The sequence below is a fragment of the Pseudomonas sp. LW8 genome, from assembly GCF_041956865.1.
Taxonomy (GTDB): Bacteria; Pseudomonadota; Gammaproteobacteria; order Pseudomonadales; family Pseudomonadaceae; genus Aquipseudomonas; species Aquipseudomonas siliginis.
The window spans coordinates 5,167,499-5,190,842 of the sequence record NZ_CP168138.1; the positions used below are offsets into that span (position 1 = coordinate 5,167,499).

The following is a 23,344-nucleotide window of genomic DNA, read 5'->3' on the forward strand; positions in this document are numbered from 1 at the left end:
TCAGTGACTCGCTCTTATCAAGGCTTCGGCTTCGGCCAGACGCTCGTGGGTACCGACATCCACCCAATGCCCCTTCAGGCGCTCGCCCGTCACTTCACCTTTGGCCATGGCCTTGCGCAGCAGCGGCGCGAGCTTGAATGCGCCATCGCTGCAACCATCGAACAACTGCGGATGCAGCACGGCGATGCCGCTGTAAGTCAGCGTCTGCGCATCAGGCTCGCCGTCCTGCACTTTGCCGTCGATGAGAGTGAAGTCGCCTTTCGGGTGATGCGCCGGATTATCCGCCAGCACCAGATGCGCCAGGCCATTGATCGGCTGGTGCAGCACGCTGAAGTCGTAATCGGTCCAGATGTCGCCGTTGACCACCAGAAACGCATCGTCACCTAGTAACGGCAGCGCACGGAAAATCCCGCCACCGGTTTCCAGCGGCTCGCCTTCCGGCGAGTACTGGATACTCAGGCCGAAACGCGAACCGTCACCCAGATGATCCTCGATCTGCTGACCAAGCCAGGCGTGGTTGATGACGACTTCGTTGAAACCTGCGGCCGCGAGGGCGTGCAGGTGATACTCGATCAGCGGCACGCCAGCGGCCTGCACCAGCGGTTTCGGCGTGGTCAGGGTCAGCGGGCGCATGCGCTCGCCTTTGCCCGCCGCCAGAATCATTGCCTTCATGCCGTCGCTCCAGCACGCAAGCTGCTGAACAGCGCTTGCAGCTCCGCCAGTTCAGGACGGCGGACGATCACTGCTTCTATATAAGAGAAGAAGCGCGGCACATCGGCCAGATAACGCGGCTTGCCATCGCGATGGCAGATACGCGCGAAGATGCCGATGACTTTCAGGTGACGTTGCACGCCCATCAAGTCGCTGGCGCGCAGGAAGTCTTCGAAATCAGCTTGCACAGGAATGTCCAGTGCCGAGGCTTGCTGCCAATAACTTTCCAGCCAGCCGCGTACACGTTCTTCCGGCCAGCTGAGGAAAGCGTCCTTGAACAGGCAAGTCACGTCGTAGGTCACCGGGCCGTACACCGCGTCCTGGAAGTCCAGCACGCCAGGGTTCGGCTCGCTGAGCATCAGGTTGCGCGGCATGTAGTCGCGGTGCACCAGCACTTTCGGCTGCGCCAGCGCGCTGTCGATCAAGAGCTCGCTGATGTGCTGCCACTGTTGCTGCTGGGCCGCATCGAACTCGACGCCCAGCTCATGCTTGACGTACCACTCGGGGAACAACTCAAGCTCACGACGCAACAAGGCGACGTCGTAACTGGGCAACGGCGCAACCATCGGCAACTGTTGAAAAGCCAACAGCGCTTGCAGGGCATCGTGGAATAACGCGTCGGCATTTTCGCCATCGATGACGTCGAGATAGGTCTTGTTGCCCAGGTCATTGAGCAAAAGAAAACCGCGTTCGAGGTCTTCGGCGTAAATTTTCGGCACATTAATTCCGGATTTCGCCAGCAAAAAAGCGATATCCACGAACGGTTTGCAGTTTTCCTGGGGTGGCGGCGCGTCCATCACGACGAAGCTGCGACCATCGCCCTCCCAGCGGAAGTAGCGGCGGAAACTCGCGTCGCTGCTGGCCGCGGTCAACGTGGCCGGGGGCACGGTGCCCCAGCCCTGCTCGGCAAACAACTTTGCCAACTGCTCATCGAGCCAAACTTTCAGGTGTTGCAAGCGTACATCTTGGTCAGGCATTGCAAGGGTCTCCGACGGCGCTAGCCGTCAAGCGGGTCATGCTTTATTATCCAGCATCTTTTTCAGACCATCGAGAGGCGTGCGGCCCACACCGCGGGCAGATGGCACGCAGGAAGCCCGGACTAATAAGATGGCATTGAAATCCCCCGCGTTTCGTAAAAAATTTCCATTGTTGGTAACCGGCAGTCTGCTGGCTATGCAACCTCTGGCCAGTCAATTCGTTGTTGCCGCCGAGCAGTATGACTGCTCCGTCTCGGCTACGGGGGGCTGGGACTGTGCGCCCAAGTCGCCCGCCGCGGCATTGCCGCCGCGTCCGGTGCATGACGGCAGTGCCGTCAGCGCCGCCGGCGAGCCTGCGGCCGACAAGGGTTCCGACGCCGACACTGGCGCGAAAACCGCACTGGTCACCGAGTCCAAGGGCCGTGGCCTGAAATCCCGTAGCGAAGACTACAGTCACCTCGACTGGGTTCCGCGCGAGAAGCTCACCGCCGCGCAATTGGCCGAGACCGGTCCTTACTGCTCTGGTTCCTATATCGAACCGATTCGTCCTGGCATGAATGACAAGACGAATAAAAGTGACGCGCCGACCTTCATCGGTGCCAAAGCGTCGCGTTACGAGCAGGACACCCAGGTCGCCAGCCTTGCCGGTGACGTGATCATGCGTCAGGGCAGCATGCAGGTCGAAGCCGACGAGGCCAATCTGTATCAGGCCGAGAGCCGTGGCGAACTGGCCGGCAACGTGCGCATCCGCGACAACGGCGCGCTGATCGTCGGCGACCACGCCGATGTACAGCTCGACACTGGTGAAGCCAAGGTCGACAACGCCGAATACGTGATGCACAAATCGCGCATCCGCGGTAACGCGCTGTATGCCAAGCGTGCCGAAAACGCGATCATCCGCTTGAAGGACGGCACGTACACCACGTGCGAACCGAACAGCAACGCGTGGCAGCTCAAGGGCAACAACATCACCTTGAACCCGGCGACCGGTTTCGGCACCGCGACCAACGTGACGTTGCGCGTCAAAGACATCCCGATTCTGTACACCCCGTACATCTACTTCCCGATCGACGACCGTCGCCAGTCAGGTTTCCTCCCGCCGACCATCGGTTCGGGCAGCGACACCGGCTTCATGCTGGTCACCCCGTACTACTTCAACCTGGCGCCGAACTACGACGCCACGTTGTACCCGCGCTACATGAGCAAGCGCGGCATGTTGGTGGAGGGCGAGTTCCGCTACCTGACCAAGTCGAGTGAAGGTCAGTTCGGTGCGGCGTATCTCAATGATGAGAACGACGATCGCAAGCTTCAGTCCGACTACAAAGACACCCGCTATATGTACAACTGGCAGCACAAGGGCGGTCTCGACTCCCGTGTGCTCACAGAAGTTGATTACACCAAGATCAGCGATCCGTATTACTTCCAGGATCTGCAGACCGATCAGATTGGTGTGAAGAGCGATGATTTCGTCAATCAGCAGGGTGCGGTCAGCTACCGTGGCGACAACTACACCGCACGCCTGAATGCTCAGCAATATCAGCTGGCTACCGTTTCCAACATCACACCCTATGGTCGTCTGCCGCAGATCACCTTCAATGGTCAGCTGCCGTACCATCCGGAAGGTCTGAATTTCGATTACGAGACCGAGCTGGTTCGTTTCGATCGCGATCTACGTGATGGCGACTTCATCAATGAAGATGGCATTGCCGAACGTCGTCTGGACACAAACATCACCGGTCTGGCCCGCGCCAACGGTGATCGCCTGAATCTGAAGCCGGGCGTCAGCCTGCCGATGAACTGGACCTATGGTTTCCTCAAACCATCGTTGAAGTATCAGTACACGCAGTATCAGCTTGATCTGGATAACACCGGCAAATCCCAGATTGATGCGCTGTCACCGGAAAACCAGAAGCTTTATGGCAAGTTCGACAGCAACCAGAGCCGTGGCGTCCCGATTGCCAGCATCGACAGCGGCCTGTATTTCGATCGCGATACGTCGTACTTCGGCAAGAACTACCGCCAAACTCTGGAACCGCGCCTGTTCTACCTCTATGTTCCCGAGACAGATCAGGAAGACATTCCGGTCTTCGACACTGGCGAGTCCACCTTCAATTACTCTTCGCTGTTCCGCGACAATCGCTTCTCCGGCGCCGACCGTGTAGGCGACGAGAACAAACTATCGCTGGGCGTTACCAGTCGCTGGATCGAAGAAAACGGATTTGAACGTCAGCGCATCAGCGTAGGCCAGGCGTACTACTTCAAGAATCGCGAAGTGCAATTGCCTGGTATCGATGCGAAAACTCGTGAAGACTCCAAATCCAGTGTTTCGCCGTACGCACTGGAATATGAATACCGCTGGAACCGTGACTGGCGCGCCACTGCCGATTATAACTGGGACCCGGACAGCCGCAGCCCACGCTCCGGCAGTGCGATGTTCCACTACCAGCCGGCTGACAACCCGAACAAAGTCATCAACGCTGGCTATCGCTATCGCAATGACCAGATCCGTTACGACCAGAACACCGGCCAGTGGTCGGTGGGGGGTGGCGACTATGGCACCCCGGGCCAACCTGGCTACGTGAAGGACTACTACAAGATCCAGCAGCATGACTTCTCGGTCATCTGGCCGATCGTTCCGCAGTGGAACGCCATCAGTCGCTGGCAGTACGACTACAACCGCAATCGCACGCTGGAAGCCTTCGGTGGTTTCGAATACGACAACTGCTGCTGGAAACTGCGCCTGATCAACCGTTACTGGGTCGCCTATGACGAAAACAGTCAGAACGCCCCGGAAAACGAAAAAGGCGACCATGGCATCTTCCTCCAAATTGTTCTGAAGGGACTCGGCGGCCTGACTGGCGCCAAGGTAGAGAGCTTCCTCGACAAAGGCATTCAAGGTTATCGTGAACGTGAAGACCAAGCTTTCTGATTGTCTGCGCCCGGTGCTGCTGGGCGCGCTGTTCCTGGGTACGGCGGCCAACGCCGCCGTACAGTCCATCGATAAAGTGGTGGCGATCGTCGATAACGACGTGGTCATGCAGAGCCAACTGGACCAGCGCGTTCACGAAGTTCAGCAGACCATCGCCAAGCGCGGTGGCGGTCTGCCGCCTCCGGGTGTGCTCGATCAGCAAGTGCTCGAGCGTCTGATCGTCGAAAACCTGCAACTGCAGATCGGCGAACGCTCGGGCATCCGCATCACTGACGAAGAGTTGAACCAGGCTGTCGGCACCATTGCTCAGCGCAACAACATGAGTGTCGATCAGTTTCGTGCTGCGCTCGCTCGTGACGGCCTGAACTATGACGACGCCCGTGATCAGATCAAGCGCGAGATGATCATCAGCCGTGTGCGTCAGCGTCGTGTGGCCGAGCGCATCCAGGTGTCCGAGCAGGAAGTGAAGAACTTCCTCGCCTCCGACCTCGGTAAGATGCAGCTGTCCGAAGAACTGCACTTGGCCAACATCCTGATTCCGACCCCGGAAAGCGCCAACTCTGAAGCCATTCAGAGCGCTTATCGTCAGGCGATGGATGTATACCAGCAGCTCAAGCAAGGCGCCGACTTCGGTCAGATGGCCGTGGCCAAATCCGGTAGCGACAACGCGCTGGAAGGCGGCGAGATGGGCTGGCGTAAAGCCGCACAACTGCCACCTCCGTTCGATCGTGAGCTGAGCAGCATGGCGGTTGGCGACATCACTCAGCCTGCGCGCACGCCGGGCGGCTTCATCATTCTGAAGCTGCTGGGCAAACGTGGCGGCGAAGCGCAGATGCGCGACGAAGTGCATGTCCGCCACATCCTGGTCAAGCCGAGCCCGATCCGCGACGAAGCCAAGACCAAGGCACTGGTGCAATCGTTGTATGACCGCATCACCGCCGGCGAAGACTTTGCCGAGCTGGCGAAAAACTACTCGGAAGATCCGGGTTCCGCCCTCAACGGCGGCGACCTGAACTGGATCGACCCGAACGTGCTGGTACCGGAATTCCGCGAAGTGATGGCTTCGACCCCACAAGGTCAGCTGTCCAAGCCATTCCAGACCCAATACGGCTGGCACGTGCTGGAAGTCCTTGGCCGTCGCGCCACTGACGGCACCGAACAGGCCCGTGAGCAGCAAGCAATGACTGTACTGCGTAACCGCAAATACGATGAAGAGCTGCAAACCTGGCTGCGTCAGATCCGTGACGAAGCATACGTAGAGATCAAACTCCCTGGTGCAGACCAGGCAGCGCAGTGAAACCCAAGCGTTTCGCGCTGACACCCGGCGAACCGGCCGGCATCGGTCCCGACCTGTGCCTGCTGCTCGCCTCGCAAGCCCAGCCACATCCCCTGATTGCCATCACCAGCCGCGACCTACTCCTTGAGCGGGCCGCGCAGCTGGGGCTGGCCGTCAGTCTGCTGGATGTCGCGCCGGGGCAGTGGCCAGATGTTCCAGCACCGGCCAACAGCCTGTACGTCTGGGACACGCCGCTCAGCGCACCGGTAATCGCCGGGCAACTGGACAAGGCCAACGCTGCATTCGTCCTCGAAACCCTGACCCGCGCCGGCAACGGATGCCTGAACGGTGATTTCGCAGGGATGATCACCGCGCCCGTGCACAAAGGTGTGATCAACGAGTCGGGCATCGCGTTCTCTGGACACACTGAATTTCTCGCCGACCTGACGCACACCGCGCAAGTAGTGATGATGCTGGCCACTCGCGGTTTGCGCGTGGCGCTGGTCACCACCCACCTGCCCCTGCGCGAGATTGCCGACGCGATCACCCCGGAGCGGCTGGAGCGGGTCACGCGAATCCTGCACGCCGACCTGCAAGACAAATTCGGCATCGCCCGGCCACGCATCCTGGTCTGCGGTCTCAACCCGCATGCCGGTGAAGGCGGCCACCTGGGCCATGAAGAAATCGACATCATCGAACCGACATTAGAGCGCCTGCGCGGCGAGGGCATGGACCTTCGTGGCCCGCTGCCTGCCGACACTCTGTTTACCCCCAAATATCTGGAGCACTGCGACGCAGTGCTGGCGATGTACCACGACCAGGGCTTGCCCGTGCTCAAGTACAAAGGCTTCGGCGCTGCCGTCAACGTGACGCTGGGCCTGCCGATCATCCGCACCTCGGTCGACCATGGCACCGCCCTGGATCTGGCCGGCAGCGGCAGGATCGACACCGGCAGCCTGCAAGTCGCCCTGGAAACCGCCTACCAGATGGCCGAGACCCGTTTATGAACGAGCAATATCAACACAAGGCGCGCAAACGCTTTGGTCAGAACTTCCTCCACGATGCCGGCGTTATCGACCGCATCCTGCGCTCCATCCATGCCAAGCCTGACGATCGCCTGCTGGAAATCGGCCCCGGTCAGGGTGCGCTGACGCAGGGCCTGCTCGGCTCCGGCGCGCAACTCGACGTAGTGGAACTCGACAAGGATCTGATCCCGATCCTCAATCAGCAGTTTGCCGGCATGAGTAATTTCAACCTGCATCAGGGCGATGCGCTGAAGTTCGACTTCAATACGCTGAACGCCGCACCGAACAGCCTGCGGGTGGTTGGCAACCTGCCGTACAACATCTCCACGCCGCTGATTTTTCATCTGCTGAACAACGCCGGCATCATTCGTGACATGCACTTCATGTTGCAGAAAGAAGTGGTCGAGCGCCTGGCCGCAGGCCCGGGTGGCGGTGACTGGGGTCGTCTGTCGATCATGGTCCAGTACCATTGCCGCGTGGAACATCTGTTCAACGTCGGCCCGGGCGCATTCAACCCGCCGCCGAAAGTCGACTCGGCGATCGTTCGTCTGGTGCCCCACGCGGTACTGCCGCACCCGGCCAAGGATCACAAGTTGCTGGAGCGCGTGGTACGCGAAGCCTTCAATCAGCGCCGCAAAACCTTGCGCAACACCCTCAAGCAATTGCTCAGCAATGCCGAAATCGAAGCCGCCGGCGTCGATGGCAGCCTGCGTCCCGAGCAGCTGGATCTGGCTGCATTCGTGCGCCTGGCCGACCAGCTCGCGATACAGGTCCCGGCAGCTCCCGCTGCCGACTGACCCGCGATGAACGCTATCGGGCAGCACACCACTCTGGTTTACTGCCCGATACTTGCCTAGACTGATTCCCCATCAGCTACGCCCCGCGTTCCGCTTCATTAAGGCCTTCTTGCATGTCCGATTCCCGTTATCAGGTCGATGTCAGCGTCGTCACCCGCTATCTGCCAGACCAATCGCAACCCGAACACGACCGTTTCGCCTTCGCCTACACCATCACCGTACAGAACAACGGCAAGGTTGCGGCCAAGCTTCTGTCCCGGCACTGGGTGATCACCGATGGTGACGGCCATGTCGAACACGTGCGCGGTGAAGGCGTCGTCGGCCAGCAACCGTCGATCAATGTAGGCAAGAGCCATGTCTACACCAGCGGCACAGTGATGACCACCAAGGTCGGCACCATGCAGGGCACTTATCAAATGCTCGCCGACGACGGCAAACATTTCGATGCCGTCATCAAACCGTTTCGCCTCGCCGTGCCCGGAGCCCTGCACTGATGACGACGTATGCCGTCGGTGACCTGCAAGGCTGCCTCGAACCGCTCAAGTGCCTGCTCAAACAAGTTGCCTTCGACCCGGCGCTTGACCGGCTGTGGCTGGTCGGCGATCTGGTCAACCGTGGCCCGCAGTCGTTGGAAACCCTGCGTTTTCTCTTTGGCATGCGTGAGTCGCTGGTCTGCGTGCTCGGCAATCACGACCTGCACCTGCTGGCCGCCGCGAAGAAGATCGAGCGCCTGAAGAAAAGCGACACACTGCGCGAAATCATCGAGGCTCCCGACGGCCCGCAATTGATGGAATGGCTGCGCCAGCAAAAGCTGATGCATTACGACGAAACACGCGATGTTGCGATGGTCCATGCTGGCATCCCGCCGCAATGGTCGCTGCGCCGTGCGTTGAAGTGCGCCGCCGAAGTCGAGACCGCCCTGCGTGACGACAACGTATTCCCCGCCTACCTTGACGGTATGTACGGCAATGAACCGGCGAAATGGGACAACGACCTCAAAGGCATTGATAGGCTGCGGGTGATCACCAATTACTTCACGCGCATGCGCTTTTGCACCGCTGAGGGCAAACTCGACCTCAAAAGCAAGGAAGGCCTCGACAGCGCGCCGCCCGGCTACAAGCCGTGGTTTCAGCACAAGGAGCGCAAGACCAAAGGCCTGCGCATCATCTTCGGTCACTGGGCCGCGCTCGAGGGCAATATCCACGAGCCGGGCATTTCCGCGCTGGACACCGGATGCGTATGGGGCGGCAGCCTGACGCTTATGAACGTCGACAGCGGCGAACGCCTGTCATGCAAATGCGACGAGCACGGCGGACTTGCGCCATCAGTCGCCCCACTCACCCCTAACGATTCGCCCGTCAACGCCTCGCGTTAGACTGCGCCTTCAGTAGAGCAACAGGTACTTTGTCATGACCGAATTCAAACGAATCCCCCCGGAACAGGCGCAGGCCCTGCGTGAACAGGGCGCAGTCGTAGTCGACGTACGCGATCCGGCGACCTTTGCCGCGCTGCACATCAGCGGCTCCAAACATCTCGACAACCATTCCCTGCACGCTTTCATTCAAGGCGCCGACCTCGATGCACCGACCGTCGTGGTCTGCTACCACGGCAATTCCAGCCAGGGCGCAGCCGCCTATCTGGTCAGCCAAGGCTTCTCCGACGTTTACAGCATGGACGGCGGCTTTGAGCTGTGGCGTACGACTTATCCGTCGGAAACCGCGCAAGGCACCGCCGAATAATTTTTTTGCGCAGCGCAGGCCCCGGCTGCCGTGGGCCTGCGCGCGGCAGACGAACGGTCTGCCACAACTAATTACGTATCTCGCCTTTACCTCTCGAATTCCCAACTATCCTTAAGCGCAGGCCATCCAAAACAGGGGAGAGCCGGTACACCGGCGCGCGGGTCATCGGGAGTAGCTTTCGCGGTTTGTCGACCGTGGGAGAATTCTGGGGGGTAAACAGCAGCTGCCACAGCGACTGCTGCCAGCATCGACTGAGTGATCCGGCGTCGGCTCCACGTATCGAGCGAGGTGACGTCATGAGTATCTTTAGCCACTTCCAACAACGCTTCGAATCCACACGCCAGGAAGAACTCTCTCTGCAGGAGTACCTGGAGCTGTGCAAAAACGATCGCAGCGCCTACGTTTCCGCCGCCGAACGTCTGTTGATGGCGATCGGCGAACCGGAACTGCTCGACACTTCGACCAATTCGAGGCTGTCGCGCATCTTCTCCAACAAGGTGATCCGCCGCTATCCGGCCTTTGAAGACTTCCACGGGATGGAAGAATGCATCGACCAGATCGTCTCGTATTTCCGCCACGCCGCCCAAGGCCTGGAAGAGAAGAAACAGATTCTTTATCTACTCGGCCCCGTCGGTGGCGGTAAATCGTCCCTGGCCGAGAAGCTGAAACAGCTGATGGAGAAAGTGCCCTTTTATGCCATCAAGGGCTCGCCGGTCTTCGAGTCGCCTCTGGGTCTGTTCAACGCCACCGAAGATGGCGCGATCCTCGAGGAAGATTTCGGCATTCCACGGCGCTACCTGAACACCATCATGTCGCCATGGGCGACCAAGCGCCTGGCCGAATTCGGCGGCGACATCAGCCAGTTCCGCGTGGTCAAGCTGTACCCGTCGATCCTCAATCAGATTGCCGTGGCCAAGACCGAACCCGGTGACGAGAACAACCAGGACATCTCGGCGCTGGTCGGCAAGGTCGATATCCGCAAACTCGAAGAATTCCCGCAGAACGACGCCGATGCCTACAGCTACTCCGGTGCGTTGTGCCGGGCCAACCAGGGCTTGATGGAATTCGTCGAAATGTTCAAGGCGCCGATCAAGGTGCTGCACCCATTGCTGACTGCTACCCAGGAGGGCAACTACAACAGTACCGAAGGCCTCGGCGCGATTCCGTTTACCGGCATCCTGCTGGCTCACTCCAACGAATCGGAGTGGCACACCTTCCGCAACAACAAGAACAACGAGGCGTTCATCGACCGGATCTACATCGTCAAAGTGCCGTACTGCCTGCGCGTCAGCGACGAAGTGAAGATCTACGACAAACTGCTTTTCAACAGCTCCCTGTCCAAGGCGCACTGCGCACCGGACACCCTGAAAATGCTCGCGCAGTTCACCGTGTTGTCGCGCCTCAAGGAGCCGGAAAACTCCAACATCTATTCGAAGATGCGCGTCTACGACGGCGAAAACCTCAAGGACACCGATCCGAAGGCCAAGTCGATTCAGGAGTACCGCGATTCGGCCGGTGTCGACGAAGGCATGAACGGCCTGTCGACCCGCTTCGCCTTCAAGATCCTCTCCAAGGTGTTCAACTTCGATCCGCATGAAATCGCCGCCAACCCGGTGCACCTGCTCTATGTGCTTGAACAACAGATCGAACAGGAACAGTTCCAGGCCGAAACCCGCGAACGTTACCTGCGCTATCTGAAGGAATACCTGGCGCCGCGCTACATCGAGTTTATCGGCAAGGAAATCCAGACCGCTTATCTGGAGTCCTACAGCGAATACGGCCAGAACATCTTCGATCGCTACGTGCTGTACGCGGATTTCTGGATTCAGGACCAGGAGTATCGCGACCCGGAAACCGGCGAGATCCTCAACCGCGTAGCCCTGAACGAAGAGCTGGAAAAAATCGAGAAGCCGGCCGGCATCAGCAATCCGAAGGATTTCCGCAACGAGATCGTCAACTTCGTCCTGCGCGCTCGGGCTAACAACAACGGCAAGAACCCGACCTGGCTCAGCTACGAAAAACTGCGGGTGGTCATCGAGAAGAAAATGTTCTCCAACACCGAAGACCTGCTGCCCGTCATCAGCTTCAACGCCAAGGCCAGCAAGGAGGATCAGCAGAAACACAACGACTTCGTTACGCGAATGGTTGAACGTGGCTACACCGATAAACAGGTACGCCTGCTGTCCGAATGGTACCTGCGGGTCCGCAAGTCGCAGTGAGGCAGCTGCAAGCTATAAGCCACAAGCTGCAAGAACAAAGCGTGTGAACCCTGACACACGGGCATTCGCTTCCACTTGCAGCTTGCAGCTCAAAACTTGAAGCTCCCCGGAGGGGCCTTATGAGCTATGTGATCGACCGACGCCTCAATGGCAAGAACAAGAGCACGGTAAACCGTCAGCGTTTTCTGCGGCGTTACCGTGACCACATCAAGAAGGCTGTCGAAGAGGCAGTCAGTCGCCGTTCCATCACCGATATGGAGCACGGTGAACAGATCAGCATTCCCGGTCGCGACATCGACGAACCGGTGCTTCATCACGGACGCGGCGGCAAGCAGACCGTGGTGCATCCCGGTAACAAAGAATTCACGGCCGGTGAACATATCGCTCGCCCACCAGGAGGCGGCGGTGGACGCGGTCCGGGCAAGGCGGGCAATTCCGGCGAAGGCATGGACGAGTTCGTCTTCCAGATCACTCAGGAAGAGTTCCTCGAATTCATGTTCGAAGACCTTGAATTGCCGAATCTGGTCAAACGCAACCTGACCGGCACCGACACGTTCAAAACCGTCCGCGCCGGGATCAGCAACGAAGGTAACCCTTCACGCATCAATATCATCCGCACGTTGCGCTCGGCTCATGCGCGTCGTATCGCCCTGTCCGGCAGCAGTCGCGCGAAACTGCGCGAAGCCAAGGAAGAGCTGGCGCGGCTCAAGCGCGAAGAACCGGACAACTTCGGCGATATTCAGGAACTCGAAGCTGAAATCGAGAAACTCAGCGCGCGCATTCACCGCGTGCCGTTCCTCGACACCTTCGACTTGAAATACAACCTGTTGGTCAAGCAACCCAATCCCAGTTCCAAAGCAGTGATGTTCTGCCTGATGGACGTGTCCGGTTCTATGACGCAGGCCACCAAGGACATCGCCAAGCGCTTTTTCATCCTGCTGTACCTGTTTCTCAAGCGTAACTACGACAAGATCGACGTGGTGTTCATCCGTCACCACACCAGCGCCCGGGAAGTGGACGAAGAGGAGTTTTTCTATTCTCGTGAGACCGGCGGCACCATTGTTTCCAGCGCCCTGAAGCTGATGCAGGAAATCATGGCCGAGCGCTATCCGAGCAACGAGTGGAACATCTACGCCGCTCAGGCCTCCGATGGCGACAACTGGAACGACGATTCGCCGATCTGCCGCGACATCCTGATCAACCAGATCATGCCGTTTGTGCAGTACTACACTTATGTGGAGATCACCCCGCGCGAACATCAGGCCCTGTGGTACGAATACGAACGCATCGCCGAAGCCTTCTCTGACACATTTGCCCAGCAGCAACTGGTCTCGGCCGGAGATATCTATCCGGTCTTCCGTGAACTCTTCCAGCGCAGGTTAGTGACATGACCGCCAAAGAGCAGAAGCGCCAACCCATATCCACCGGCTCCGAATGGACATTCGAGCTGATCCAGATCTACGACCGCGAAATCGCCCGGATCGCGGCCCGTTACGCGCTGGATACCTATCCCAACCAGATCGAAGTGATTACCGCCGAGCAGATGATGGACGCCTATGCCTCGGTGGGCATGCCGTTGGGTTACCACCACTGGTCCTACGGCAAACACTTCCTCAGTACCGAAAAATCCTACAGTCGCGGACAGATGGGCCTCGCCTACGAGATCGTCATCAACTCCGACCCGTGCATCGCCTATCTGATGGAAGAAAACACCATCTGCATGCAGGCGCTGGTGGTGGCTCACGCCTGCTATGGCCACAACAGTTTTTTCAAGGGCAACTACCTGTTCCGCACCTGGACCGATGCCAGTTCAATCATCGATTACCTAGTGTTCGCCAAGCAGTACATCATGCAGTGCGAGGAGCGCCATGGCATCGATGCCGTGGAAGATCTGCTCGACTCCTGCCATGCCCTGATGAATTACGGTGTCGACCGTTACAAACGCCCGTATCCGATTTCCGCCGAAGAAGAGCGCCGGCGGCAGAAGGATCGCGAAGAGCACATGCAGAAGCAGATCAATGATCTGTGGCGCACCATTCCCAAAGGCGCGGACAAATACAGCGACAAGGACAACGCCCGCTTCCCGGCCGAACCGCAGGAAAACATCCTCTATTTCATCGAGAAACACGCGCCGCTGCTGGAACCCTGGCAGCGCGAAATCGTGCGCATCGTGCGCAAGATCGCCCAGTACTTCTATCCGCAGCGCCAGACCCAAGTCATGAACGAAGGCTGGGCAACGTTCTGGCATTACACGCTGATGAATGACCTGTATGACGAAGGCCTGGTGACCGACGGTTTCATGATGGAGTTCCTCACCTCGCACACCAGCGTGGTGTTTCAGCCTGGCTTTGACAGTCCGTACTACAGCGGCATCAACCCCTATGCATTGGGTTTCGCCATGTACCGCGACATTCGGCGCATGTGCGAAGAGCCTACCGAAGAGGATCGCCGCTGGTTCCCGGACATCGCCGGTTCCGACTGGCTGTCGACCATCAAGTTCGCCATGAGCAGTTTCAAGGATGAGAGCTTCATCCTGCAGTACCTGTCGCCCAAGGTGATCCGTGATCTAAAGCTGTTCAGCATTCTCGATGACGACCAGAAAGACGACTTGCTGGTGCCGGCCATTCATGATGAGGGCGGCTACCGCATCATCCGTGAAACCCTGGCAGCGCAATACAACCTCGGCAATCGTGAGCCGAACGTGCAGATCTACAGCATCGATCGGCGCGGTGATCGCTCGCTGACCCTGCGCCATCAGCAGCACGACCGCAAACCCTTGGGCGACTCCACCGAAGAAGTCCTCAAGCACCTGCACCGGCTCTGGGGCTTCGACATTCATCTGGAAACCCTGCAAGGCGACCAGATCATGAAAACCCATCACGTGCCGCCACGCAGTGAACACAGCGAAGGCGATTACGGCCGGCTCGATCTGGCCGTGATTCATCTTTGATCCGGTTCCGGCCTCCGAAAGTCTGACGCAAGGGTTATCCTGTCGGACTGACGGAGGTTTTTTATGCAGGTTTACAAGGTTGGCGGCGCAGTACGTGATCGCCTGTTGGGGTTGCCGGTCACTGACATCGACAGAGTCGTGGTGGGCGCCACCACGGAGGAAATGCTCGCCAAGGGATACCGCCCGGTTGGCGCCGATTTTCCGGTGTTTCTGCACCCCAAAACCGGTGAGGAATATGCCCTCGCCCGTACGGAACGCAAGAGTGGCCGGGGTTACGGCGGCTTCACCTTCTACGCAAGTCCCGAAGTGACGCTTGAAGAAGACCTGATTCGCCGCGACCTGACGATCAATGCCATGGCCGAGGACGATCAGCTCAACCTTACCGATCCGTACCATGGCCAGCGCGATCTTGAAGCGCGAATCCTGCGCCATGTATCCCCGGCATTCGCCGAAGATCCGCTCCGTGTCCTGCGTGTTGCCCGTTTTGCTGCGCGCTACGCAGGATTGGGCTTTACGGTCGCCGATGAAACCATGGACTTGATGCGCCAGCTGAGTGAGTCCGGCGAATTGCAGGCGCTGACTGCCGAACGTAGCTGGAAGGAGATTTCCCGGGCACTGATGGAAGATCATCCACAGGTGTTCATCCAGGTCTTGCGCGACTGTGGCGCACTCAAAGAGCTATTGCCGGAAGTCGACGCCTTGTTCGGCGTGCCGCAGCCAGAGACCCATCACCCGGAAATTGACACAGGCCTGCACACCCTGAGCGTGCTGGAGCAATCAGCCCTGCACAAACAACCACTGACGGTGCGCTGGGCCTGCCTGCTGCATGACCTGGGCAAAGGCCTGACGCCGGAAGATGAGTGGCCCAGGCATATCGCCCATGAGCACACCGGGCTGAAGCTGATCAAAGCGGTCAACGAGCGCTTCAAGGTCCCCAAGGACTGTCAGGAACTGGCGCTGCTGGTGGGGCAGTACCACACCCATGGGCACCGGGCGCTGGAGTTGAAAGCCTCGACGCTGCTGGAGTTGCTGCAGAGCTTCGATATCTATCGCCGACCGCAGCGATTCGAAGAGTTTATCGCCGCGTGCGAGATGGATGCCCGTGGCCGCAAGGGCCTGGAGCAGCGCAGTTATCCACAGGCGGATTATTTGCGCGGAGCGGCGAAAGCTGCGCGAGCGGTGGCGGTGCAGCCGCTGCTGGAAAAGGGCTTCAAGGGGCCGGAACTGGGTGAAGCGCTGAAGCGGGAACGACTGAAGGCGTTGAAAGCCTACAAAGAGGCGGCGACAGCCTGATAAAAAACTTCGCGAGCAGGCTCGCTCCCACATGAGACCTCGATCCAATGTGGGAGCGAGCCTGCTCGCGAAAGCGCATTTGATATCACCGCAAATCCGAAGGCGTGAGCTGCTCCCCCCGCCATTCGAACGCAACCGGCGCCAACACCTGATCAATCTGCGCCTCGGCCCACAACGTCGCAAAGCTCTTGCCCACCCCCGGATGCACCCGATCCGGCGCAATCAACGACAGCGGCCACAGCACAAAGGCATTTTTCAGGATTTCAGCACGCGGCAGCATCAATCCATCGAAATTACCCACCAGATCGCCATACAGCAGCACGTCGATATCCAGCGGCAGACCTTTGCGATCCGGGGCATAACGACCGTTGTCCGCCTCGATGAATTTCAAGCGGCGGTCAAGCTCCATCAACGGCAGATCGGTGTAGGCCGAGACCACGAAATTGAAGAACGGCCCGCTCTTGATGCCCACCGGTTGGCTCTCGAACACCGCCGAACAACGGATATCCACCAGGAACGTGGCCAGCGCATCGAGACCGGCGCGCAAATGGGTTTCGCGCTCGATATTGCTACCGAGCCCGAGGTAGACCTGAGTCAGCGACATCCGCGCTCGATCTCCACACCCACACCACCCTTGGCCGCTGGAACGGCGCCCGGCTTGGTCAGTTTCAGTCGCACCCAGGTGATCTTGAATTCGGCCATGAGCACTTCAACCAGACGCTCGGCGAAGGTTTCGACCAGCTGGAACTGCGCCTGCTCGGCGAAGGCCTGAATGCGCGTGGAAACACTGGCGTAATCGAGCGCCAGGGTCAGGTCGTCACCGGCGGCGGCCGGGCGATTGTCCCAGGCGAAGCTCAGATCAAGACGCAGGCACTGACGGATGCCGCGCTCCCAGTCGTAGGCACCGATCACGGTGTCGACTTCCAGGCCCTCGATAAACACTCTGTCCAAGCACTTCTCTCCGCTGCACGACAAGGGCGCGATGCGCCGTTAGAATCAGGGCGTCCTCGCCCGGAATAGTTAGCATGTTTTGGCTACTGGCGATTCTCGCCTACCTGCTCGGCTCGCTGTCCTTTGCCATTTTGCTCAGCCGCCTGACCGGAAATCCGGATCCGCGAATGAGTGGCTCGGGTAATGCCGGCGCCACCAACATGCTGCGCCTGGCCGGTCGCAAACTGGCGATCCTGACCCTGCTCGGTGATCTGTGCAAAGGCCTGCTGCCGGTGCTGATCGCCTCGGGCGCGGGCCTTTCAGTGCAGGATCAGGCCTGGATTGGCGTATGCGCCGTGATCGGTCACCTGTTCCCTTTGTACTTTCGCTTTCGTGGCGGCAAAGGCGTTGCCACTGCCGCCGGCATGCTGCTCGGCCTGTATCCACCCGCCGCGCTGCTGGCAGTATGTGCCTGGCTACTGACGTTTTACCTGACCCGCACCAGCTCGCTGGCGGCGCTGATTGCCACGCCACTGACCCTGCCGTTGCTGGCCTGGCAGGAGCCGGAAGCCTTGCTGCCAATGAGCGCGCTGACCTTGCTGATTGTCTGGCGCCATCGCGGCAATCTACGCGACCTGTTTGCCGGGCGCGAACGGCATTTCTGACTGCCGTCCATGAGCGTCGCTCATTACAGCGCCGACAACTGCTCCATTGGCCAGCGTGCCTGCACGGTGATTGCCAGACTTTCCTGCTGACCGGCCTTCAGGCGCTGGCAACCGGCAAATGCGATCATCGCGCCATTGTCGGTGCAGAACTCCGGGCGCGCATAGAACACATCACCCTTCATATCGCCGAGCATCTTTTCCAGCGAAACCCGCAACGCCTTGTTGGCGCTGACGCCGCCGGCAATCACCAGTCGCTTCATGCCTGCCTGTTTCAGGGCGCGCTTGCACTTGATGGTCAAAGTCTCCACCACGGCCTGCTGGAACGCCAGCGCGATGTCGCAACGGGCTTGCTCGCCGTCGTCCCCGGCGCTGACGCATTGCTGCCAGGTATTGAGGGCGAAGGTTTTCAAGCCGCTGAAACTGAAGTCCAGACCCGGGCGATCACACATCGGACGCGGAAAGGTGAAACGTCCTGCGACGCCCTTCTCGGCCAGCTTGGCGATTTCCGGCCCGCCGGGGTAATTGAGGCCCATCATCTTCGCGGTTTTGTCGAAAGCTTCGCCGGCCGCATCGTCGAGCGTCTCGCCGAGCAGACTGTATTGGCCAATGCCGTCGACCTGAACCAACTGCGTATGGCCACCGGAAACCAACAAAGCGACGAACGGGAATTCCGGCGGTTTCGGTTCCAGCATCGGCGCCAGCAAGTGGCCTTCCATGTGGTGCACGCCAAGCGCCGGAATGCCCCAGGCAAACGCCAGCGCCTGCGCGCAGGATGCACCGACCAGCAGCGCGCCGACCAGGCCAGGACCTGCGGTGTAGGCGATTGCGTCGATCTCGGTCGGCACACAGTCGGCCTCGGCCAACACCTGACGGATCAAGGGCAGCATGCGTTTGACGTGGTCACGCGAGGCCAGCTCCGGCACCACACCGCCATAGACACGGTGCAGGTCTATCTGACTGAACAGCGCATCGGCCAGCAGACCGCGTTCACTGTCATACAATGCGACGCCGGTTTCGTCGCAGGAGGTTTCTAATCCCAGTACTAGCATGGGTTTGCGCCTTGTTTAGGCTGAATTCGAAGGCGCGCATAATAGTCGCCACTTGATGCCCCGACCAGCGGTTTTCGATCAGAGGCTTTGCATTCCGAGCGATGAGGGGTTAACATCCGCAACCCTTAAAAACCGACGTCTTCAAGTGCTCTTTTGCCGCGAGGATGTTGACCCCGGTAATGAATGAAGGTAGCTCTGGATGCCAGCCGTCAAAGTAAAAGAGAACGAACCCTTCGACGTAGCTCTGCGTCGTTTCAAGCGCTCCTGCGAAAAAGCCGGTGTACTGGCTGAAGTTCGTAGCCGCGAATTTTACGAGAAGCCAACTTCTGAGCGTAAGCGCAAGGCAGCAGCCGCTGTTAAGCGTCACGCCAAGAAAGTTCAGCGCGAACAGCGCCGCGCCGTTCGTCTGTACTAATACACAGACGTTCGTAGCAAGCTTCTTGCCTAAGCCCGGCCCTCAGCCGGGCTAATGGCATTTGCGTAAAACGCTTGATGCTTCACCGTCGACGCCGCCGATGCGACCGAGACAAATCTGCTTCACCGCGTCAGGCCTGGCTCTTTTGCCAGCGGTGCACGTCTTTTCTGACGAGCCTTTCAAGGCTACTGACGAGCACACCCACTGATTCCTCTTACGACGATCAGCCCAAGGCACCTGCATGCGTGCCCGCTATATTGAGCTATCCGAGGTCGACAATCGGCCGTCAGCGGATTCAGCGCAACACTTTCACATAGTCGAAGACTGATAGGTACTAACGTCAGTGGATTTTCGGCAGATACACTTCCCGACAGCGATTACGCAGACGACACCGGTCGAGCCGCACTTTTTGTGCGTTTCCAGCAATGGCCCGCGTCCGACGGCCTGTCGCAACGGATTTATTGCAGCGCAGACGACGAGAACGCCATGGCCGGGCTGATTCCCCAGAGCTTCATTGACGACCTGCTGAACCGCACCGACATCGTCGACGTGGTCAGCTCGCGCGTGCAATTGAAGAAGGCCGGCAAGAACTACACCGCCTGCTGCCCGTTCCATAAAGAGAAAACCCCGTCATTCAGCGTCAGCCCCGACAAACAGTTCTATTACTGCTTCGGTTGCGGCGCCGGCGGCAACGCCCTCGGCTTTCTCATGGATCACGACAATCTGGATTTCCCCCAGGCTGTCGAAGATCTGGCAAAAGCCGCCGGCATGGAAATCCCCCGCGAAGAAAGCGGTCGCGAGCGCAAGCCGCGCCAGCCGACCGATTCGCCGCTGTACCCGCTGCTGACCGCCGCCGCTGATTTTTACCGGCAGGCACTCAAGAGTCATCCGTCGCGCAAGGCTGCGGTGGATTACCTCAAGGGGCGCGGGCTGACGGGCGAGATCGCTCGGGATTTCGGCCTCGGTTTTGCGCCGCCGGGCTGGGACAACCTGCTCAAGCATCTGAGCAGCGACACCCTGCAACAGAAAGCCATGATCGAAGCCGGCCTGCTGATCGAGAACGCCGAAACCGGCAAGCGTTACGATCGCTTCCGCGATCGCGTGATGTTCCCGATCCGCGACACCCGCGGACGAATCATCGCCTTCGGCGGCCGCGTACTGGGCGACGACAAGCCCAAGTACCTGAACTCACCGGAAACACCGGTATTCCATAAAGGCCAGGAACTCTACGGCCTCTATGAAGCGCGCAAGAACAATCGCAACCTCGACGAAATCATCGTTGTCGAGGGCTACATGGACGTCATCGCCCTCGCCCAGCAAGGCCTGCGCAATGCCGTCGCTACGCTGGGTACCGCGACCAGCGAAGAACACCTCAAGCGCCTGTTCCGCGTCGTCCCGAACGTATTGTTCTGCTTCGACGGCGACCAGGCCGGCCGCAACGCAGCCTGGCGTGCACTGGAAGCGACCCTGCCGTGCCTGCAGGACGGTCGTCGCGCGCGGTTCCTGTTTTTGCCCGAAGGCGAAGACCCGGACACCCTGGTTCGCGCGGAAGGCACCGACGCATTCAAGGCGCGCATCAATCAGCACGCGCAGCCGCTGGCCGATTATTTTTTCCAGCAACTGACCGAAGAATCCGACCCGCGCTCTCTTGAGGGCAAGGCGCACATGGCCACCCTCGCCGCACCATTGATCGACAAGGTGCCGGGCGCAAACCTGCGTATTCTCATGCGTCAGCGCCTGACCGAAATCACTGGCCTGAGCAGCGAAACCGTCAGCCAATTGGTTCAGAGTGCGCCGCAGGAAGCACCGCCCGCCTACGATCCGGGCTTCGATTATGACGCCATGCCGGACTACAGCGACTACCATCAGCCGCAGGCGCAGGACATGTATGCGCCGCAGCAGGAATGGACGCCGAAGAAACCCGGCGCCGGCGGCAAGAAGTGGGACAAGAAACCGTGGGACAAGAACGGCAAGCGTGGTGGCGATCGCGAACAGCAGCGCCCGCGTACGCCGATTGGCGTTGAATCGCCAACCCTGACGGCACTGCGAACATTGCTCCATCATCCGCAACTGGCCAAGCGCGTCGAAGACGCCGGGCACATTGCCGATGAAAATCAGACCAACGCCCAGCTGCTTGTGGCGCTGCTCGAAGCCGTACAGAAGAATCCCAAGCTAAACTCATTTCAGCTGATCGCGCGATGGCACGGTACTGAACAGGGTCGCTTACTCAAGGCGCTGGCAGAAAAGGAATGGCTGATTGACGGAGATAACCTTGAACAACAGTTTTTCGACACCATTACTAGCTTGTCCGCCCGCCAACGCGAGCGAAATCTCGAACAGTTACTCAGGAAAGCGCGGCAAAGCGAACTGAGCGTCGAAGAGAAAAATCAACTGCGCGACCTTTTAAGTCGCAATGTTTCCGCATCAAACCCGACCTCAACTGGCGCGTGAGGTCATAGCTCAGGTATAATCCTCGGCTTGTTTTTTGCCCGCCAAGACCTTCAGTGGATAGGGTGTTATGTCCGGAAAAGCGCAACAGCAGTCTCGTATTATTGAGTTGATCAAACTGGGTCGTGAGCAGAAGTATCTGACTTACGCCGAGGTCAACGACCACTTGCCCGAGGATATTTCAGATCCGGAGCAGGTGGAAGACATCATCCGCATGATTAACGACATGGGGATCCCCGTACACGAGAGTGCTCCGGATGCGGACGCCCTTATGTTGGCCGACGCCGATACCGACGAGGCCGCTGCGGAAGAAGCAGCCGCTGCGTTGGCGGCGGTGGAGACCGATATCGGTCGCACCACTGACCCGGTGCGCATGTACATGCGTGAAATGGGTACGGTCGAGCTTCTGACCCGTGAAGGCGAAATCGAAATCGCCAAGCGGATCGAAGAAGGCATTCGTGAAGTGATGAGCGCGATTGCGCACTTCCCAGGCACGGTTGACCACATTCTCTCCGAGTACACCCGCGTCACCACCGAAGGTGGTCGCCTGTCCGACGTCCTGAGCGGTTATATCGACCCGGACGACGGCATCGCGCCGCCTGCGGCAGAAGTGCCGCCGCCGGTTGACCCGAAAGCCGTCAAGGCCGACGACGATACCGACGACGATGATGCCGAATCTTCCGACGATGAAGAAGAAGCCGAAAGCGGTCCGGATCCGGTCATCGCTGCGCAGCGCTTCGGTGCCGTCGCCGACCAGATGGAAATCACCCGCAAGGCCCTGAAAAAGCACGGTCGTCACAACAAGGCAGCCGTTGCCGAGTTGCTGGCCCTGGCCGAGCTGTTCATGCCGATCAAACTGGTGCCGAAGCAATTCGAAGCCCTGGTCGAGCGTGTACGCAGTGCCCTGGATCGCCTGCGTCAGCAAGAGCGCGCGATCATGCAGCTGTGCGTACGTGATGCACGTATGCCGCGCGCCGATTTCCTGCGTCAGTTCCCGGGCAACGAAGTCGACGAAAGCTGGTCCGACGCCCTGGCCAAAGGCAAGAGCAAGTACGCCGAAGCCATCGGTCGCGTGCAGCCGGACATCATCCGTTGCCAGCAGAAGCTGATTGCGCTGGAAACCGAGACCGGCCTGACCATCGCAGAAATCAAGGACATCAACCGTCGCATGTCGATCGGTGAGGCCAAGGCCCGCCGCGCGAAAAAAGAGATGGTTGAAGCCAACCTGCGTCTGGTGATCTCGATCGCCAAGAAGTACACCAACCGCGGCCTGCAATTCCTCGATCTGATCCAGGAAGGCAACATCGGCCTGATGAAGGCGGTGGACAAGTTCGAATACCGTCGCGGTTACAAGTTCTCGACTTATGCCACCTGGTGGATCCGTCAGGCGATCACTCGCTCGATCGCCGACCAGGCGCGCACCATCCGTATCCCGGTGCACATGATCGAGACGATCAACAAGCTCAACCGTATTTCCCGGCAGATGCTGCAGGAAATGGGTCGCGAACCGACCCCGGAAGAGCTGGGCGAACGCATGGAAATGCCTGAGGACAAGATCCGCAAGGTACTGAAGATCGCCAAAGAGCCGATCTCCATGGAAACCCCGATCGGTGATGACGAAGACTCCCATCTGGGCGACTTCATCGAAGACTCGACCATGCAGTCGCCAATCGATGTCGCCACAGTGGAAAGCCTGAAGGAAGCGACTCGCGAAGTGCTGTCCGGCCTCACTGCCCGTGAAGCCAAGGTACTACGCATGCGTTTCGGTATCGATATGAACACCGACCACACGCTCGAAGAGGTGGGCAAACAGTTTGACGTAACGCGTGAGCGGATCCGTCAGATCGAAGCCAAGGCGCTGCGCAAGCTGCGCCACCCGACGCGAAGCGAGCATCTGCGCTCCTTCCTCGACGAGTGATAC

At 59.3% G+C, this 23,344-nt stretch carries 20 protein-coding genes; 15 read left to right on the plus strand and 5 right to left on the minus strand.

Translation table 11 applies throughout. The features are described from left to right. On the minus strand, positions 1-672 hold the full coding sequence (murU, locus tag AB9L16_RS23470; RefSeq protein WP_375122774.1) for an N-acetylmuramate alpha-1-phosphate uridylyltransferase MurU: 672 nt from the start codon (positions 670-672) through the stop codon (positions 1-3). Next, positions 669-1,688: an aminoglycoside phosphotransferase family protein gene (locus AB9L16_RS23475; RefSeq protein ID WP_236167648.1), complete on the minus strand. Its 1,020-nt coding sequence runs from the start codon at positions 1,686-1,688 to the stop codon at positions 669-671. Before AB9L16_RS23475 ends, murU begins: the two co-directional genes overlap by 4 nt. Before the next feature lie 130 nt (positions 1,689-1,818). Between AB9L16_RS23475 and AB9L16_RS23480 the strand changes: the two genes are divergently transcribed. The 11 genes from AB9L16_RS23480 (at position 1,819) to AB9L16_RS23530 (ending at position 15,916) form a co-directional block, all read left to right on the plus strand. Next, positions 1,819-4,617, plus strand: coding sequence for an LPS-assembly protein LptD (locus AB9L16_RS23480; RefSeq protein WP_375122776.1), 2,799 nt, complete (start codon positions 1,819-1,821; stop codon positions 4,615-4,617). Beyond that, positions 4,592-5,914: a peptidylprolyl isomerase SurA gene (gene surA / locus AB9L16_RS23485; RefSeq protein WP_177434216.1), complete on the plus strand. Its 1,323-nt coding sequence runs from the start codon at positions 4,592-4,594 to the stop codon at positions 5,912-5,914. Before AB9L16_RS23480 ends, surA begins: the two co-directional genes overlap by 26 nt. Then, positions 5,911-6,900: a 4-hydroxythreonine-4-phosphate dehydrogenase PdxA gene (pdxA, locus tag AB9L16_RS23490; RefSeq protein WP_016772897.1), complete on the plus strand. Its 990-nt coding sequence runs from the start codon at positions 5,911-5,913 to the stop codon at positions 6,898-6,900. The genes surA and pdxA overlap by 4 nt, the downstream gene beginning before the upstream one ends. Further along, the gene (rsmA, locus tag AB9L16_RS23495; RefSeq protein WP_041476699.1) at positions 6,897-7,715 is read left to right on the plus strand and encodes a 16S rRNA (adenine(1518)-N(6)/adenine(1519)-N(6))-dimethyltransferase RsmA; all 819 of its coding nucleotides are present in this window, start codon (positions 6,897-6,899) and stop codon (positions 7,713-7,715) included. The genes pdxA and rsmA overlap by 4 nt, the downstream gene beginning before the upstream one ends. Positions 7,716-7,828: 113 nt before the next feature. Then, complete coding sequence (gene apaG / locus AB9L16_RS23500) at positions 7,829-8,209, plus strand: Co2+/Mg2+ efflux protein ApaG (RefSeq protein WP_056786669.1); 381 nt, start codon at positions 7,829-7,831, stop codon at positions 8,207-8,209. Continuing rightward, positions 8,209-9,090 (plus strand): symmetrical bis(5'-nucleosyl)-tetraphosphatase, encoded by an 882-nt coding sequence (locus AB9L16_RS23505; RefSeq protein WP_056786666.1) that lies wholly within the window; start codon positions 8,209-8,211, stop codon positions 9,088-9,090. Before apaG ends, AB9L16_RS23505 begins: the two co-directional genes overlap by 1 nt. 34 nt (positions 9,091-9,124) lie before the next feature. Beyond that, positions 9,125-9,454: a thiosulfate sulfurtransferase GlpE gene (glpE, locus tag AB9L16_RS23510; RefSeq protein WP_095181409.1), complete on the plus strand. Its 330-nt coding sequence runs from the start codon at positions 9,125-9,127 to the stop codon at positions 9,452-9,454. A gap of 296 nt (positions 9,455-9,750) precedes the next feature. Further along, positions 9,751-11,673: a PrkA family serine protein kinase gene (locus AB9L16_RS23515; RefSeq protein WP_016772892.1), complete on the plus strand. Its 1,923-nt coding sequence runs from the start codon at positions 9,751-9,753 to the stop codon at positions 11,671-11,673. A 119-nt stretch (positions 11,674-11,792) separates the two neighbouring features. Further along, positions 11,793-13,064: a YeaH/YhbH family protein gene (locus AB9L16_RS23520; RefSeq protein ID WP_039757709.1), complete on the plus strand. Its 1,272-nt coding sequence runs from the start codon at positions 11,793-11,795 to the stop codon at positions 13,062-13,064. After that, complete coding sequence (locus tag AB9L16_RS23525) at positions 13,061-14,623, plus strand: SpoVR family protein (protein ID WP_375122777.1); 1,563 nt, start codon at positions 13,061-13,063, stop codon at positions 14,621-14,623. Before AB9L16_RS23520 ends, AB9L16_RS23525 begins: the two co-directional genes overlap by 4 nt. A gap of 63 nt (positions 14,624-14,686) precedes the next feature. Then, positions 14,687-15,916, plus strand: coding sequence for a multifunctional CCA addition/repair protein (locus AB9L16_RS23530; RefSeq protein WP_375122778.1), 1,230 nt, complete (start codon positions 14,687-14,689; stop codon positions 15,914-15,916). 85 nt (positions 15,917-16,001) lie between these two features. Here the strand turns inward: AB9L16_RS23530 and folK are convergent, their stop codons facing one another. Both folK and folB read right to left on the minus strand, forming a co-directional pair. Beyond that, positions 16,002-16,520: a 2-amino-4-hydroxy-6-hydroxymethyldihydropteridine diphosphokinase gene (gene folK, locus AB9L16_RS23535; RefSeq protein WP_122699657.1), complete on the minus strand. Its 519-nt coding sequence runs from the start codon at positions 16,518-16,520 to the stop codon at positions 16,002-16,004. Further along, a complete protein-coding gene (folB, locus tag AB9L16_RS23540; protein ID WP_016772885.1) occupies positions 16,511-16,867 on the minus strand; it encodes a dihydroneopterin aldolase in 357 nt (118 codons plus the stop codon). Before folB ends, folK begins: the two co-directional genes overlap by 10 nt. A gap of 74 nt (positions 16,868-16,941) precedes the next feature. Here folB and plsY point away from each other — a divergent pair, with 74 nt between their 5' ends. After that, a complete protein-coding gene (gene plsY / locus AB9L16_RS23545) occupies positions 16,942-17,511 on the plus strand; it encodes a glycerol-3-phosphate 1-O-acyltransferase PlsY (RefSeq protein WP_041476705.1) in 570 nt (189 codons plus the stop codon). A 23-nt stretch (positions 17,512-17,534) separates the two neighbouring features. Here plsY and tsaD read toward each other — a convergent pair whose 3' ends face one another. Next, the gene (tsaD, locus tag AB9L16_RS23550) at positions 17,535-18,560 is read right to left on the minus strand and encodes a tRNA (adenosine(37)-N6)-threonylcarbamoyltransferase complex transferase subunit TsaD (RefSeq protein ID WP_039757706.1); all 1,026 of its coding nucleotides are present in this window, start codon (positions 18,558-18,560) and stop codon (positions 17,535-17,537) included. A 199-nt stretch (positions 18,561-18,759) separates the two neighbouring features. Between tsaD and rpsU the strand changes: the two genes are divergently transcribed. The 3 genes from rpsU to rpoD all read left to right on the plus strand — a co-directional run bounded on the left by rpsU (position 18,760) and on the right by rpoD (position 23,341). Then, positions 18,760-18,975, plus strand: a complete 216-nt coding sequence (gene rpsU / locus AB9L16_RS23555) for a 30S ribosomal protein S21 (RefSeq protein ID WP_002551877.1) — start codon at positions 18,760-18,762, stop codon at positions 18,973-18,975. A 486-nt stretch (positions 18,976-19,461) separates the two neighbouring features. Continuing rightward, on the plus strand, positions 19,462-21,426 hold the full coding sequence (gene dnaG / locus AB9L16_RS23560) for a DNA primase (protein ID WP_024014549.1): 1,965 nt from the start codon (positions 19,462-19,464) through the stop codon (positions 21,424-21,426). Between the two features lie 67 nt (positions 21,427-21,493). After that, positions 21,494-23,341 (plus strand): RNA polymerase sigma factor RpoD, encoded by a 1,848-nt coding sequence (gene rpoD / locus AB9L16_RS23565; RefSeq protein ID WP_024014550.1) that lies wholly within the window; start codon positions 21,494-21,496, stop codon positions 23,339-23,341. The last annotated feature ends 3 nt before the right edge of the window (positions 23,342-23,344 follow it).